This window comes from Bacillus sp. UNC41MFS5, from assembly GCF_000686805.1.
In genome coordinates, this window is sequence record NZ_KK366017.1 from 1096764 (window position 1) to 1113044 (window position 16281).

Genomic DNA, 16281 nt, shown 5'->3' on the forward strand with positions numbered 1-16281 from the left:
GGATTAAAAAAACTAGATAAGTAGGGATGTTTATGAAAGTGGTGATTGCTCCAGATTCATTCAAAGGCTCTATTTCTGCTGGGGATATTTGTTTTGCGATAAAAGAGGGAATCCTCCGTGTATTTCCAGATGCGGAAATAAAGGCTGTACCGCTTGCTGATGGTGGTGAAGGAACACTGGAAAATATGATTTATTCATCAAATGGTACCTTAATGCGAATAAAAGTAAAAGGACCAATGGGGAAAGAGGTTATTGCTGCATATGGAATATTGGGAGATGGGGAAACAGTTGTAGTTGAAATGGCTCAAGCTTCTGGTCTTCCCCTTGTTGAACCCGAGGAAAGAAATCCGTATATTGCTACAAGTTTTGGCACAGGCCAATTAATAAAACATGCACTAGATGCAGGTTACCGGAGATTCATCATTGGTTTAGGTGGTAGTGCAACGAATGACTGTGGCACTGGAATGCTAACGGCTCTAGGATTAAAGCTTTTTGATAAAAATGGAAATATATTAACAGAAGGTGGGGGATTTCTCTCCGATTTATCATTTTTCGATGAATCAGGGCTCGACCCTCGGATAGTCGAGTCGAATTTTACCATTGCAAGTGATGTAATAAATAAGCTTTGCGGAAAGGAAGGAGCATCTGTGGTATTTGGCCCTCAAAAAGGTGCATCACCTGAAATGGTTAAACACCTTGACGATGCGCTAAGTCATTTTGCGGACATTGTGTATAAACAAAAAGGTGTTGATATTAAGAGGTATCCAGGAGGTGGTGCTGCTGGTGGCATGGGGGCAGCACTTATTGCATTTCTAGGAGCTTCCGTCCAGTCTGGTGTTGATGTTATTATGAAAGAAGTTGACTTTGATGGGCAAATTATAGGTGCTGACCTGATTATTACAGGTGAAGGAAAGCTTGATGCACAAACAATATCGGGGAAGGTAATTTCAGGGGTAAGCAAAATTGCAAGAAAACATCAAGTACCTGTCATTGTCATATGTGGAGGAGTAGAAATAGAACCAACCAAGTTTAATGAACTGGGCATTCTTTCTGCATTTTCAATTGTTCCCGGACCTTGTTCCTTAAATGAATCCATGAAAAAATCGGCGGCATGGATTACTGAACGGACGGAAGCAATTATAAGAATAATTAGCTACTATAAATAGTTATTATTCAGGTGTTGGCAGTCTTAAAATTTGCCCGAGATCTGCTTGCAAGGGGACTGGTTGTTTAATTCCCACTTTTCCCCGTCAACCAAATGCATCATACCAACAGTCTCGGAGATTTTTCAGTTATGTTTTTCCGACTGTTTAAACTTGAGTTGAAAGTGCGGAATCACCAGTATTTTTCTGAATATTACATAGACTATTACGACGGAATTTGATTTTATGTCCAATCCACCAAGTATTGTATGAATGGTGGATTTTTTTTGCATAAATAAATAGGGAAACCCAAAATAGAGTGAATACCTAAGATTAGGTTGGGACAAATTAACCGCTTCTGTTCTGAAGTTATTCGGAAAAACAGCACAATGGAAAACATTTCATCCTTCATAAAAAGTCCAAGTAAACTTTTCTATTAGGTAAAATATCAGTTGTAAATCATTCATAAACAAGAAAAAATTGAATTGGCTGAGTTCTAAAAAGTAGGTAAAATTCTTTAAGAACGTAGTCTGCTTTCCATTTTAGTATACTGATTTCAGAGGTGTTGTTTATTTCTTTGTTTTTTTGTTTTTTGTCCATAGTTCTTAAGAAATTCATTTTTTGTGGAGGGAAAAAAGTGGGAGATTCTAAAAAAGAAATCGTACCATTACCCGAGGATTTTTATGTTCAGCCCACCCTTGAACTGGCAAAGGCATTGCTTGGATGCCTCCTTGTAAAAGAAACGAATGAGGGAATGTCGGCAGGATATATTGTTGAAACAGAGGCATACATAGGTCCTGGCGATAGGGCTGCACACAGCTACAATAATAGGAGGACGCGAAGAACAGAGGTTATGTTCCAACGTTCAGGACTTGTTTATACTTATTTAATGCATACACACTGCCTTTTCAATGTGGTCAGTGGCGGTGAAGAACATCCTGAAGCCGTTTTGGTCCGCGCCCTTGAACCTCGATACGGTCTCGAATTAATGAAAAAGAGAAGAGGTAAGGAAGATTTGCCAAGTCTGACAAATGGCCCTGGCAATCTGTCAAAATCATTAGGCATTACCATGGAGGACTATGGCTGCCTCCTCACGCTTCCACCGTTATATATCGCGAAGGGCTTTTGTCCGGAAACTATATCCGTCGGCAAAAGGATTGGAATTGATAAATCTGGTGAAGCCCGGGATTATCCATGGCGATTCTGGGTGACGAATAATCAATATGTTTCTCGGCATCAAAAATCTGACTATGTAATTGTCTGAAAAGTAAAGAGGACTTAACTCGTTGGTTAAGTCCCTATAATAAATGGATTCGTTTAGTTTTCCTTAGTAAGAATTAGGCTTATAGCCAATTATTCTTCCTTTCCTAAAGTTTATTTATCGAAAAGGATTATCCATTTAATCCTTTTGTTTCGATTTTACGAGTATGAAGTTTTTCTAAGACTACAATCCTGGTCAACACCCCCTCGTCATAGAAATGGTTTGGTTCTGATCACCCGGACCGATAAAATCTAATGCGGCAGGAGAAAAAACTATAACTTTTCTTTTAACGGCCTCCAAAGGAATTCGGATTGGCTCAAAAACCTCCCTATCCTGAAAAGCTTTACCTCCCTTGGTTATTCGCTTTTTCTCATCTCTTTCGAAGGCAGTCTTATTTTTCTTGTCAATTGTGTTCATAGTGACATGCTCTTTCACTTTTTCAGTTAGTAGTGATGGTTCTTTCTCGGTTTGGCAAACTTCTACTTCCATCGAAGCTACTATTCCGATTTCTCGATTATTAACCACCAAAATGAAGTTGTAACCGGTTTTGGTTTTCTTTTGGAGAATTTCAACTTCTTCTGTGATTAACGTGACGAATTCTTCAGGTTGTTTCGTGTGTGAGTCTTGAGAGTTTTCTTTTTCCTTAATGACACGATAAGCTGCTTTTGCGCCAATTCCTTCATCTGTAAAGTCAAAAGGTTTGATACTCTGTGTGCGTACAAGGTATACATCATTAACCTTTTCTTTGTTGTTTAATTGGACACATAAAGCAACATCTTCTTTCACCGCCTTTCCCTCACTGTTCGAGAGAGTAGGGACATTCATTTTCATTCCTGGAAATTGAACGAAGATGTAGCTGAAGTTTTTCTTGGGATGCACATCTGAAAGTCTCATAAACTCACAACCTTTCCGATTTGTACAAGTTTTTTTCCTTGTAGTTGTATAATTCAATAAGTATCTTCTCATTCCTTTATGAGTATGTTGAGTTTTCATCGTCACTTTCTTATGAAATGTGATGATTCCTCCTAAATTATGAGGAAATCTACTATCGAAACATGTAAATGAGATAAAAACGCTTACAAAAACGACAATTTATAGACTATTCGCTCAATTATGTTACAATAAATTTTATATATTAATGCGACACAAAGAGTCTCCCGCTTAAAAAAATCTTAAAACTTATATACCATGGAGGAAAACTATGAACTTTGTTAGTACACGCGGAAGCGTAAATAAAATTGGTTTTATCGATACAGTCTTAATGGGATTAGCTAATGATGGGGGATTATTAGTACCAGAGAAGATCCCACAAATTCCTGCAGAAAAGTTAGAAGCAATGTCAAAACTTACTTATCAAGAATTAGCTTACGAAATCTTTTCTTATTATGTTGATGGTGAAATTCCAAACAATGAGCTAAAGTCGTTAATCGAGAAAAGCTATGCTACCTTCCGTCACCCAGAGGTAACACCGGTACAAAAGCTGAAGGATAATATGTATGTATTAGAACTTTTCCATGGCCCGACCTTTGCTTTTAAAGATATTGCTCTGCAATTCTTAGGAAACCTATATTCCTATGTTTCAAAGAAGACTGGTGAAACGATTCATATTATTGGTGCAACTTCGGGAGATACTGGTGCATCAGCCATTGAAGGAGTAAGAGGAAAAGAAGGTATTCGCATTTGTATTTTGCATCCCCACGGTAAAGTAAGTAAGGTGCAAGAATTACAAATGACGACTATTGATGACCAAAGTGTATTGAATTTGGCTATTAAAGGGACGTTTGATGATGGTCAAAGAATTATCAAGGAATTGTTTGCAGATGTAGAGCTAAAAACTAAATATCACCTGCGTGCCATTAATTCCATCAACTTTGTTCGTATTTTAGCGCAGACAGTTTATTATTTCTATGCCTATTTCCAAGTGACAAAAGAGAGCGATGTAAAAAATGTTAACTTTAGTGTACCAACAGGTAATTTCGGAGATATCTTTGCTGGTTATCTTGCCAAGAAAATGGGTCTGCCAGTTGGTAAACTCATTGTGGCGACAAACGAAAATAATATTTTAGAAGGGTTTATCCGTGATGGTGTGTATAAGCCAGGTGAGTTCCGCAGCACCTATAGTCCTTCTATGGATATCCAAGTAGCAAGCAATTTTGAACGTTATTTGTACTACTTGCTTGATGAAAATCCAATCGAAGTGTCTGCCTTAATGGAGAAATTCAAGACAGAAGGAAAAATCGTCGTGAACGAGGAACTGCTCCACCAGGTGAAAGAGGATTTTGCGGCACATGGGGTTGATGGAGAAGAATGCTTGCAAACCATTAGTAAGTATTATGATGAAACGAGTTATTTATTAGATCCACATACTGCATGTGGGGTTGCTGCATACGAAAAGTGTAATAAACCTAATGAGGTTTGTGTCACTCTTGCAACTGCTCATCCTGCAAAATTTAATGAGTCCATTGAACGTTGTGATATTAAGCAGCCATTCCCTGAACAAATAAGTGAATTGTTTAATAAACCACAGCAATTCAAAGTGGTTGAGGCGGATAAAGACGAAGTAGTACGTCAAGTAGAAACGCTCTTTCAATTCTCAGCAAAATAAACTCTTTTTATTTTAGTATAAAAAGCAACTACCTCATACTTATGGTAGTTGCTTTTTTCTTCCATTTATAATTGAACCTTTAATTTTATTGTTTTCTTATTTCTGAAATGTACTGTAGTTGCTCCAAAGGTTTTCCTCCGACAATTAATTAATTAATTAATTAATATTTAAAGAAAGATAACTATCATGTATTTTACACTATATTATGAAAAGGGGAGTTAACAGCAGCTCCCTTATTCATAAGCAATTGTTACAGAGCTGTTTTTAATAGCCAAGAATTTATTTGTTATTAATTTTATAAATATTATAAACATTATATATTTTTGTTTTTGGGCTATTGACGAAATATGACCCATATGTGTAAAATACACCTATAGTAATTTTATTGAGGTGTAGTCATGACAAATAATAATAATGAAAAAAATGTTACTCCATCTAAGCACTTTATCCTTCCATTTATATTATTGCTACTTAGTAGGATGTCACTTCATGGCTATGAACTAATTCAAAAGCTTCAAGCTGTCGGTTTTCACACACTTGACCAAGGTAACTTGTATCGTTTAATGAGACAACTAGAGAAGGACAATCTTGTGCAATCAGAGTGGCATACAAATGGAAGTGGTCCTGCCAAACGAAGTTATTCAATAACTGATACTGGTAAAGGGTATTTAAAGGGTCATGCAATACAACTCGAGCAATACCAATCCATGCTCGATAAATTCTTCAACATGTACTTTAGTTTTCTTGAGCTCTACCTTCCTCCTTTACATAGGGAGGATAAAATAGAGAAATTAACGAAACAAATTAACGAAACAAATGAGGAGGAACGACGATGAGCCAAAAGGTGATTGATCAAAAAGAAGAAGTCCTAAAAAAGGAAGTTAAAAAAGGAGAGGTTAAAAAAGTGGAAGTTTCAAAAGTAGAAGTACCAAAAGTGGAAGTTCTAAAAGTAGAGAAGCAGAACGAAACAAGCTATGTTACGGATTCATTTATTGATATTTTTTGGGGGCAATTTGAAGCTGCAGTTTCTCGTACTAGAGAACTTAGAGAACAACAGCAAGATCTTTACTTAAAGGCTATAAAAGAAACAACCAAGTTCAATGGAGTGTACCGCAATACTTTAAAGGGTCTTTTTGAACAAGTAACGACTATAAATGGCGATTTGCGTAAAGGGATATTCCAATACAACGTTATTAACGGAAATGAATCTACACAAGTAATGACTGAATCTTTAAAAAGTCAAGTAAGTGAAGTAGCTAGTAAATTAGAGGAGCTTTATTTAACTCCAATTAACTCAGCTTTTGATTTAATTGAAGGTACAGAGAAGCGTTTTGAACAAAATAGCGAGTCATTCATCGAATCTACAAATGAAGCACTTAATGCTTGGGAATCTGTCACAGACGACTATTTAAAACAAGCTAGAAAAACTCATGAAGATATTGCTCATAAATTGGAAGATAGCGTACGTGGACTTGTTGCTCCAATTAAATAGTACATATCTAAAAGAAAAAACATTCTTTATCTGATGAGCCCTTCTTTGGTAATAGATAACCTATATCACACAAAAAAGCAGCTTTACCTTCATGGCAAGCTGCTTTTTTTTAATAATAACGATTTTACAACCGAGTATTCCATCTTCATATTATTACTTGAAAGTAGGTAATTGAGTAAAGTGGAGTGAGAAAAGTATGCATAACCTTAGCACTGAACAATTGCTAGAAGCATTTGATTCTGCTATTAAGTTAAATCTTTGCAAAGACTTTGTTCTGCTATTGGCTAATGAGTTAAACACACGATTTATTAATGAATCATCACCCATAAATGATTATAGAAAAATTTTAAATCAGTATATTAATTCAGATTAGAAACTTTTCTCGTAGATATGTGAAATGTTTTTCAATCATAGATTACTTGCACCTAAGAAGATTCAATAGACTTTTTGATATCTATTAAAAGTGGAGGGATTTTTATGAATGAACAAGAAAAAACTATATTTATGAGTGAACAAGAAAAAACATTAATATATAAAACCTCAAGCATTTTAAGAAAAGATACCAGCATCATGAGACTAAACGATATTATTGAAGAACTTGTTCAAGTTATAGAATCAAAAACAAAGCCGGATTAAGAATAGAAATGAAGCAATATTAGGTTTTAAAAGCCCATCCATTTAAACTTGGATGGGCACTTTTAATTATAAAGGATATCAACAAAACGTTTTTAAACATTCCAAAAGGAACTTGGATTTTTCTGAAAATGGCTTGTCATATGATTGGATATACCAAAAATTGACATCTGAGGATTGATTGGAATGAATATTTTTAAAAAGATGAGTTTTAGATCTCAGTTAAGCACTTTAGGTTCATTTTTAATCAAGGAGTCATAGCTAATAGAGATGCCTTGCCCGGCTATTACTGATTTTGAATAATATCAAGATTATTTTTAATGAATGGAACTTTATTATGACATGGAAGTCCAATTTTACTATTAAAAATAGTGAATGAGGTAAAAAGAAATGGTAAATATGACTTTCGACGTATATTCTCAGTCAGTATACTATAAAGATACTATTACAGAGTATTAATTACCATATGATTCCTACTTATCAATGAAAAATGTAGGATATACTATGAAATTATCAATTGTGAGGTGGAAAAAATTGAAGGCAGATGCTGTTTTTGAAGGTGGTGGGGCTAGGGGAATTGCTTTTATTGGAGCGATTCATGCAATGGAAGAGGAAAAAGTAGAATGGCAAAGATTGGCTGGAACATCAGCGGGAGCTATCATCGCTGCTCTTTTGGCAAGCGGTTATAAAAGCTATGAAATTAGAGATCATCTAAGTAAACTAGATTTTTCAAAGCTTCGAGGCAGGACGTACTTGAATCGAATTCCTATTATTGGGTCCTTATTAGAACTAATGTTTCATCTTGGTATTTATAAAAACGATTATTTGGAAACATGGCTGGATTCGCTTCTTACAGAAAAAGGGATTAAGACATTTGCGGATCTTCCAAAAGATAAATTGAAGATAATCGCTTCTGATGTTTCGAATGGGGAAATGCTTATTTTGCCAGATGATCTGGATCGCTATGGGATGACTTCTGCTGATCTAAAAGTTTCAACCGCCGTTATGATGAGTGCCTCTCTGCCATTTTTCTACCGTCCAGTTATTTGGAAATTAAAAGACAGTAAAAAATCTTACATTTTAGATGGCGGCTTACTTAGTAACTTCCCAATATGGATATTCGATACAGACAACCCTCGGTTTCCGACGTTCGGCTTCCGTTTTGTGAAAGACAAAGTGAACATAGACGCCGTTATACCAACCCCGCTTCACCTTTTTAAAAATATCATTAAAACGATGATTCAAGCCCATGATTTACGATATTTGAACAAGGATACGATTGAACGGACCATTCAAATTCCAACTGGTGAAATCAACGCTACTGATTTTGAACTTAATCAGGATGAAATCGATTTTCTCTATATGTCAGGTTATGCTTCAACAAAAGAATTTTTATCGAAGTGGGATTTTGAACAATATAAGATAAAAAGAATGCAAAGATTAAAGACTAAATAGCTGAAAAATCAGTCCAAGGGTAACCAGTAGAAGCGACTAATGCCCGTGAAGGTAAAAAAATCACCTCAACGGTAACTAGTGGAAGCCACTAATGCCCGTAAAGGTAAAAAAATCACCTCAGCGGTAACTAGTGAAGGCCACTAATGCCCGTAAAGGTAAAAAAATCACCTCAGCGGTAACTAGTGAAGGCGACTAATGCCCGTGAAGGTAAAAAAATATCTCAGCGGTAACTAGTGGAAGTGAGTAATGCTCGTGAAGGTAAAAAAATCGCCTCACCGGTAATTAGTGGGAGCAACTATTACACGAGACGATAAATGAGTGTAAATAAGCCATGCTTATCTTTAGCACGGCTTTTCTCATTTCCACCATTGCCACCATTTCCTTTGCTCAGCGGCTGCGATTTGTTTTCTTGTTTCTTCATCAATCATTTTACTTCGTTCCTTCTCCAGTTGCTCCTGACGTTCTACATACTTCCAAATTAGACTAATTTTCTCTTCCTGCTTAGCTTCCCGTACGGCCTTCTCCTTCAAAAGTTTGATTAAATCTAAGTTTATTTGCTCCAAATGTTCTATACGATCCAATAGCTCAATAGTGTTAGTATTCTGCTCAAAATCCCCATCATTAGTTGTCTGTAACGGCACCACTTCCTCAAGGGTTACCGGTTTATATTCTTCAGTGACCCATGTCATCACTGCTTCGGCAGATCGATCCATCGTCATACCCTCTTTGTTACAGAATTCGATTAACTTTCGGAGTGAAATAACATCTTTTTCAAAATATGTTCTATGTCCTCTATTATTGCGCTGAACTTGATAGCCATGTCCTTCCAAGAGAGAGGCATACTTCCGTAATGTACTCGCATCAATTCCAAGCAATTCCTGTACGTCACTAGGTGAATATATGACCGTCATAACACTGCACCTCCAATTTAACACTTCTATAAATCACTGAGAATTTCCTTTTTTTAATTAGAAAATCAATCTTCTGAACTAGATAGATGTTTTCTCTATTTGAAAGTCAATTCAGTTGCTGATGATCAGCAATGAGAATTATAGGTTAAGCATTATATGGAAGGATATGGCTAAAAAAGTCAGTATGTCAGAGATATATTATTGAGTTAGGATGACATTCCTTTATACAGTAAAATACAACGTTTTTTCGACTTTGTGTGACTTAGGATTCAATGATAAGATGAAAACTACCCTAAAGAACAATTCGCCATGTGAAAAAAACTGAAAGGAATGATTTTGTTATTAATCATTTACAATTAAGTTATACGAGCGAAATGGAAAAAGCGATGCGTAGTGCCCATGGAGTAGGTTATGAAGACTACAGACGTCATCATGCAGTGAGAATGAGAGTCGAAAAACGCCGTAAAATGGACTATATTAGGTGTCGTAGAATGACAGCAGATTTAGACAGACTTGTTCATTATAATAATCGCCTAAAGATATGAATGAAAAGGGAAAACCATGTGAATAAATCACACGGGTTTCCCTTTTTTTACTTTTAAATAAAAACAAAAGGTCAGGCACTTCTCAATATTTGAAGATGTGTTTTTTTTACTATTTTTTAATCACATAAATAGGTGTATCTTAACTGGACAATATATTTATAGTTAAGTAGACTACAACTAAATCAACAATGCCGCCTTTTTTTCCAATCAGGATAAAAATTTTTGGTCTGCGATTATTGGAAAGCAACAGGAAAATATCCTGCCACCTAAATTACTATAGAGGAGAAATGAACATGTTAGAATTTGATACATCTATGGACCAACTCGCCACGATTAAAGTCATCGGTGTAGGCGGCGGGGGAAATAACGCCGTGAATCGTATGATCGAAGAAGGCGTTGAGGGTGTCGAATTTATTGCCGTTAATACCGATGCACAAGCTCTTCATCAATCAAAAGCAGCCGTCACGATGCAAATCGGTACAGCCTTGACAAGGGGTTTGGGAGCAGGGGCAAATCCGGAAATAGGCAGAAGAGCAGTGGAAGAAAGTAAACAGCAAATCAAGGAAGTGTTAGAAGGCGCAGATATGGTTTTTGTTACAGCAGGAATGGGCGGTGGTACAGGAACAGGCGCAGCTCCTGCCATTGCTGAAATTGCCCGAAATCTTGGTGCCCTGACAATTGGGGTTGTAACACGTCCGTTTAAATTTGAAGGCAAGAAGCGTGCAGTTAACGCAGAAAATGGAATTAGCGGTATGAGGGAAGCGGTAGACACCTTGATTATTATCCCCAACGATCGCTTATTAGAGATTGTAGATAAAAAGACACCGATGATTGAAGCTTTCCGTGAAGCGGATAATGTACTACGCCAGGGTGTTCAAGGAATTTCCGATTTAATTGCTGTACCAGGTTTGATCAATCTAGATTTTGCTGACGTGAAGACGGTTATGTCCCATAAGGGAACTGCGTTAATGGGTATTGGGATTGCCAAAGGTAAAGATCGTGCTGTTGAGGCTGCGCAGAAAGCTTTAAATAGTCCGTTACTTGAAACTTCGATTAATGGTGCTCATGGTGTGATCATGAACATAACTGGGGGAAATAATTTAAGTCTTTTTGAAGTACAGGAGGCAGCCGATATCGTTGCTTCTGCTTCTCATGAGGAATTAAATATGATTTTTGGTTCAGTTATAAACGAGAACTTAGTAGAAGAAATTATTGTGACGGTTATTGCCACCGGATTCACTGAGAAAGAAGATATAATAGTACCAACAGCTACCCAGCCGTCAATTGAAGAAATACCCAATCCATATCAAAGGGAGCAACGAGTACAACGTAATCCAATACACCGAAGTGAACCAATGCAAGATTATGACAGACACTCGGAACAGCAAGAAGAATCTCTAGATATTCCAGCGTTCTTGCGTAATCGAAAAAGACGATTTTAATTAAATAAATAATCCCCTAGCGTTAGATCATAATGGTCTATCTAGCTGGGGATTTTTTTGTAGTTAGAAGTAATATGGGATGGTTTACCGTATAGAGTTCCCCGAGTATACCACGCTTCATACAAACCGAATCTTATAAAAAATCAGTTTACTTACCAATACCATGCTCATTTCCCCTCCTGAAGCTTGAACAGTACGAATTAATACTTCAGTACTATTTCTATGATTGAATCCAATGAATATTGCGAATTTTTATGACTTTTATAACTCTCGCAATAATGCAATACCATTCTAGTATGTTATAATACTATCAAATTAAAAAGAGGCGGGAGTGAATGTTATGATTATTCGAAGCAAAGCGAATGTGGAGCAGTTTTGTGAGAGGTTTGGTGATTTGGCCAGCTGGGATGGTTCTAAACACTACATCGCCATAGAAGATGAAGAAAATAATGGAGTACTTACGTTTATGCAATATCCTGATGGTACACTGACTGCGCATAGGAAATACCAAACGTATTGGGACATTAAGGAATTCCCAGTTGAAACTAAAGATATTTGGCGGTATAGAAAAGTATTAAATTATTACTTGAAAAATATCGATAATTAACAAAGACGACTCTGATTTTTCGGAGTCGTTTTCATCTTATTACAAACTCTATTTGTTATGCATTAAACACTTCGTTTATGAAAAACTACAAGGGAGCCAACACATTGAAAGATAGAGGTGAAAATGTGAATTTAACACATCCTACAGATTATGAAGTACACCTTTTTCATGAGGGAAGTTTGTATGAGAGCTACAAAGTATTTGGTGCTCATCTTGAAACGCAAAAAGGGGTAAAGGGTACTCGCTTCTCTGTTTGGGCTCCTCATGCTATTGAAGTTAAAGTTGTCGGAGACTTCAATAAATGGGATGGCAGCAATCATGGAATGTCTAAGCTAAATAATGAGGGAATATGGTCCATATTTATACCTGGCCTACTAGAAAATGAAAACTATAAGTATCAAATAGATACAGCCGCCGGAAATAGGTTCTTAAAAGCAGATCCCTATGCCTTTTATTCAGAGCTCAGGCCACACACAGCTTCTGTTATTTATAATATTGAAGGATATGAGTGGCAGGATCAGGAGTGGTTCAAAAATAAAAAAAAGAAAAGGGTTTATGAAGCACCCCTTGCCATATACGAGGTTCATTTAGGTTCATGGAGAAAAAAGGATGCAGAAAGATTTTATACATATAGAGAGTTAGCTGCTGAACTGATTCCATACGTTCTTGAGCATCATTTTACACATATTGAAATGATGCCTCTCGTTGAACATCCGTATGATCGTTCTTGGGGATATCAAGGAACAGGATACTATTCTTCAACAAGTCGATATGGCAGTCCACACGATTTAATGTATTTTATCGACCAATGCCATCAAAACGGTATTGGTGTTATTCTTGATTGGGTTCCTGGACATTTCTGCAAGGATGCCCATGGTTTATATATGTTCGATGGTCGGCCTACCTATGAATATAAAGATGTATTTGTTCGAGAAAACGAGGTGTGGGGAACAGCGAATTTTGATTTGGGGAAAGGTGAAGTAAAAAGCTTCTTAATTTCTAACGCCTTATTCTGGATGAAATACTATCACGTCGATGGATTTCGTGTGGATGCGGTTGCCAATATGCTGTACTGGAATGCTGGGGGGATTTTTCAAAAAAATGAATACGCAGTATCCTTCTTACGTAATCTGAATGAAGTGGTTTTTGAGACCGATCCTACCGTCTTAATGATTGCAGAAGATTCGACAGATTGGCCGCTTGTCACAGGACCTGCCTATGAAGGTGGTTTAGGGTTTAACTATAAATGGAATATGGGTTGGATGAACGATATTTTGAAATATATGGAGGCGGAACCTCGGGACAGAAAGTATTTGCATGATAAAGTAACCTTCTCCTTAATTTATGCGTATTCTGAAAACTTCGTCTTACCATTCTCACACGATGAAGTTGTACACGGTAAAAAATCACTTTTAAATAAAATGCCGGGCGATTATTGGCGAAAATTTGCCCAACTACGCTTATTATATGGGTTTCTCATGTCACACCCCGGTAAAAAGCTCCTATTTATGGGCGGAGAATTTGGTCAGTTTGATGAATGGAAGGATTTAAAGGATTTAGATTGGGTATTACACGATTTTGAGATGCACCGCGTTTTGAATGATTACTTTAAAGAATTGATGCAGTTCTACAAACGTACGAAAGCACTGTGGGAGCTTGATCATACAAATGAAGGATTTGAGTGGATTGATGCTAATAACAAAGATCAAAGTATTTTCTCTTTTATAAGAAAAGGAAAAAAAGAAAGTGATCTTCTTATTATCGTTTGTAATTTTACAGAGGTCGTATATGAAAACTTCAAAGTCGGGGTTCCATCCTATGCATATTACAATGAAATTTTTAATAGTGATGCGGTTTCCTTTGGTGGCTCGGGACAAATAAATAAAAAGAAAATCAAATCCGTTGAAAAACCGTTTCACAACCAGCCGAGTCATCTAGAAATGACCATCCCGCCTTTTGGTATATCCATCTTACGACCAATAAAAACAAGACAGGGGAGTCTTAGCAATGGGAAAGAAAAAACAGTGCGTAGCTATGCTGCTAGCAGGCGGTCAAGGTAGCCGATTGAGTGCACTAACAAGAAATAAAGCAAAGCCGGCTGTTTCATTCGGTGGAAAATATCGAATTATTGATTTTCCACTAAGTAACTGCACAAACTCAGGAATTGATACAGTTGGGGTATTAACTCAGTATTTGCCCCTTGTATTGCATACCTATATCGGAATTGGAAGCGCATGGGATTTAGATCGCAATAACGGTGGCGTTACCGTCTTACCTCCCTATTCGGAAACGGCAGGTCTTAGGTGGTATAAAGGTACGGCAAACGCGATCTATCAAAATTTAAATTATTTAAAACAATACAATCCAGAATACGTCCTTATTCTTTCAGGTGACCATATTTATAAAATGGATTATTCTAAAATGCTCGCGTATCATATTGATAAGGAGGCAGATGTTTCCATCTCTGTCATTGAGGTGCCTTGGGAGGAAGCTAGCCGTTTTGGGATTATGAATACAAATGTGGATTTAGACATTATTGAATTTGAGGAAAAACCGAAAGATCCCAAAAGTAACTTAGCATCAATGGGAATTTACATTTTTAAATGGCCGGTGTTAAGAACCTTTTTAGAAATGGATGATAAAAATCCTGAATCATCCAATGATTTTGGCAAGGATATTATTCCTCTCTTACTGGAAGAGAAGAAAAAGGTCGTGGCTTATCCATTCAAGGGTTACTGGAAGGATGTTGGGACTGTTGGTAGCTTGTGGGAAGCCAATATGGATTTATTAAAAGAGGAAACGGACTTGGATCTTTATGACCGGAATTGGAGAATTTCCTCTGTTAATCCAAATCAACCGCCACAATATATTGCGCCAACCGCTCATATCGAAGAGTCATTAATTAATGAAGGCTGTATTGTAGAAGGGACAGTTAAGCATTCCGTTTTGTTCCAAGGAGTTACAGTCGAAGAAGGAAGTGTAATACATGACTCTGTAATCATGCCAAATGCCCGAGTCGGAAAAAATGCGGTGATAGAGCGGGCCATTATCGCTCCAGGAATGACAGTGGAGGACAATGCCGTTATTCGCCCCTCAAAGAACAATGATGCCATCATGTTATATGCGGATGAAGATTAGTTAAAATCCACAGAAAAGGAAGGGCGATTCTATGCCGTGTTCAATGCTTGGAATTATTAATGCAACGAATGAGTTTGACACGTTTAAAAACTTAACTGCTCATCGTTCTTTAGCATCACTTCCGTTTGCCGGACGATATCGATTAGTCGATTTTATGTTATCAAATATGGTGAACTCAGGAATTACGAATGTAGCTATTTTTACTGGAAAAGAAGTTCGGTCACTGATAGATCATTTAGGATCTGGTAAGCAATGGGACCTGGACAGAAAGCGTGATGGTCTGTTTGTCTTTTCCCCTGAGGGCACTTCCAGAATCGAGCGATTTGGTTCCTTTGCCCATTTTGCAAAAAATATTACCTATTTCTTACGAAGTAAGCAAAAATACGTAGTGATTACCAATTGCAATATAATCGGAACCATTGATTTTTGCAAAATATTAGATCACCATATCGAAACGGAAGCAGATATTACCGAGGTGTTTCATAATGGGCAATCGCTGCAAACATACATTTTGGACAAAAATTTATTACTCTCTCTGTTTGAACAATACAAAAATCAAGGATATTACACGATTTTTGATGTTGTGCATGATAAACGCCATAAATTTAAAATTAATATGTATGAATGGTCTGGCTACATTACCATAATTGACTCTCTCCAAAGCTATTATCAAAATAGTTTGGATTTGCTGCAGCCAACCGTATGGAAGCAGGTTTTTACGAAGAATGAGCCAATCTTTACGAAAGTAAAGGATGAGCCGCCAACGCAATATAAAAATGATGCAAAGGTTACGAACTCGATGATCGCAAATGGATGCATTATTCAAGGAGAAGTGGAGCATAGTATCCTTTTCCGTTCGGTTAAAGTTGGAAAAGGAGCTGTGATTCGTAATTCTATTATTATGCAGAAGTGTCAAATTGGAGAGAATTGTGTAATTGATGGTGTAATATTGGATAAGGATGTTAAGATTGATAATGGTGTACAACTGGTAGGAACTAGAGAAACACCATATCTAGTAGAAAAAGGAACAGTTCAAAAGGGGCGTTGAGA

15 protein-coding genes are annotated in these 16281 nt (G+C 36.9%); 13 read left to right on the plus strand and 2 right to left on the minus strand.

The window, feature by feature from the left end; all coding sequences use genetic code 11:
* Positions 1 to 32: 32 nt before the first annotated feature.
* Together BR30_RS0121615 and BR30_RS0121620 are read left to right on the plus strand one after the other, a co-directional pair.
* Positions 33 to 1166 carry a glycerate kinase gene (locus BR30_RS0121615; RefSeq protein WP_026566808.1) on the plus strand — a complete coding sequence of 378 codons (1134 nt, stop codon included), beginning with the start codon at positions 33 to 35 and terminating at the stop codon, positions 1164 to 1166.
* A 613-nt stretch (positions 1167 to 1779) separates the two neighbouring features.
* A complete protein-coding gene (locus BR30_RS0121620; protein WP_035445783.1) occupies positions 1780 to 2406 on the plus strand; it encodes a DNA-3-methyladenine glycosylase in 627 nt (208 codons plus the stop codon).
* A 192-nt stretch (positions 2407 to 2598) separates the two neighbouring features.
* Here BR30_RS0121620 and BR30_RS0121625 read toward each other — a convergent pair whose 3' ends face one another.
* Positions 2599 to 3369, minus strand: a complete 771-nt coding sequence (locus BR30_RS0121625) for a hypothetical protein (RefSeq protein ID WP_231507763.1) — start codon at positions 3367 to 3369, stop codon at positions 2599 to 2601.
* Between the two features lie 235 nt (positions 3370 to 3604).
* Between BR30_RS0121625 and thrC the strand changes: the two genes are divergently transcribed.
* The 6 genes from thrC (at position 3605) to BR30_RS0121655 (ending at position 8588) form a co-directional block, all read left to right on the plus strand.
* The gene (thrC, locus tag BR30_RS0121630; protein WP_026566811.1) at positions 3605 to 5008 is read left to right on the plus strand and encodes a threonine synthase; all 1404 of its coding nucleotides are present in this window, start codon (positions 3605 to 3607) and stop codon (positions 5006 to 5008) included.
* Positions 5009 to 5406: 398 nt separating this feature from the next.
* Positions 5407 to 5844 (plus strand): helix-turn-helix transcriptional regulator, encoded by a 438-nt coding sequence (locus BR30_RS0121635; RefSeq protein ID WP_026566812.1) that lies wholly within the window; start codon positions 5407 to 5409, stop codon positions 5842 to 5844.
* Entirely contained in the window at positions 5841 to 6500 is a 660-nt protein-coding gene (locus BR30_RS0121640) for a hypothetical protein (RefSeq protein ID WP_026566813.1), read from the plus strand. The genes BR30_RS0121635 and BR30_RS0121640 overlap by 4 nt, the downstream gene beginning before the upstream one ends.
* A gap of 196 nt (positions 6501 to 6696) precedes the next feature.
* Positions 6697 to 6873, plus strand: coding sequence for a sporulation histidine kinase inhibitor Sda (gene sda, locus BR30_RS36140; RefSeq protein WP_081825532.1), 177 nt, complete (start codon positions 6697 to 6699; stop codon positions 6871 to 6873).
* Positions 6874 to 6977: 104 nt separating this feature from the next.
* The gene (locus BR30_RS36885; RefSeq protein ID WP_155928762.1) at positions 6978 to 7136 is read left to right on the plus strand and encodes a hypothetical protein; all 159 of its coding nucleotides are present in this window, start codon (positions 6978 to 6980) and stop codon (positions 7134 to 7136) included.
* A 531-nt stretch (positions 7137 to 7667) separates the two neighbouring features.
* Positions 7668 to 8588, plus strand: a complete 921-nt coding sequence (locus tag BR30_RS0121655; protein WP_026566814.1) for a patatin-like phospholipase family protein — start codon at positions 7668 to 7670, stop codon at positions 8586 to 8588.
* 356 nt (positions 8589 to 8944) lie between these two features.
* Here BR30_RS0121655 and BR30_RS35390 read toward each other — a convergent pair whose 3' ends face one another.
* Positions 8945 to 9499, minus strand: a complete 555-nt coding sequence (locus BR30_RS35390) for a MerR family transcriptional regulator (RefSeq protein WP_051633721.1) — start codon at positions 9497 to 9499, stop codon at positions 8945 to 8947.
* Between the two features lie 838 nt (positions 9500 to 10337).
* On the opposite strand from BR30_RS35390, the gene ftsZ reads away from it, so the two are divergent.
* From ftsZ to BR30_RS0121685, 5 genes are all read left to right on the plus strand, one after another.
* Complete coding sequence (gene ftsZ / locus BR30_RS0121665) at positions 10338 to 11486, plus strand: cell division protein FtsZ (RefSeq protein ID WP_026566815.1); 1149 nt, start codon at positions 10338 to 10340, stop codon at positions 11484 to 11486.
* 340 nt (positions 11487 to 11826) lie between these two features.
* Positions 11827 to 12093, plus strand: coding sequence for a hypothetical protein (locus BR30_RS0121670; protein ID WP_026566816.1), 267 nt, complete (start codon positions 11827 to 11829; stop codon positions 12091 to 12093).
* 125 nt (positions 12094 to 12218) lie between these two features.
* Positions 12219 to 14153 carry a 1,4-alpha-glucan branching enzyme gene (glgB, locus tag BR30_RS0121675; RefSeq protein ID WP_026566817.1) on the plus strand — a complete coding sequence of 645 codons (1935 nt, stop codon included), beginning with the start codon at positions 12219 to 12221 and terminating at the stop codon, positions 14151 to 14153.
* A complete protein-coding gene (locus BR30_RS0121680) occupies positions 14101 to 15231 on the plus strand; it encodes a glucose-1-phosphate adenylyltransferase (protein ID WP_026566818.1) in 1131 nt (376 codons plus the stop codon). The genes glgB and BR30_RS0121680 overlap by 53 nt, the downstream gene beginning before the upstream one ends.
* Before the next feature lie 43 nt (positions 15232 to 15274).
* The gene (locus tag BR30_RS0121685; protein WP_442852986.1) at positions 15275 to 16279 is read left to right on the plus strand and encodes a GlgC family sugar phosphate nucleotidyltransferase; all 1005 of its coding nucleotides are present in this window, start codon (positions 15275 to 15277) and stop codon (positions 16277 to 16279) included.
* The last annotated feature ends 2 nt before the right edge of the window (positions 16280 to 16281 follow it).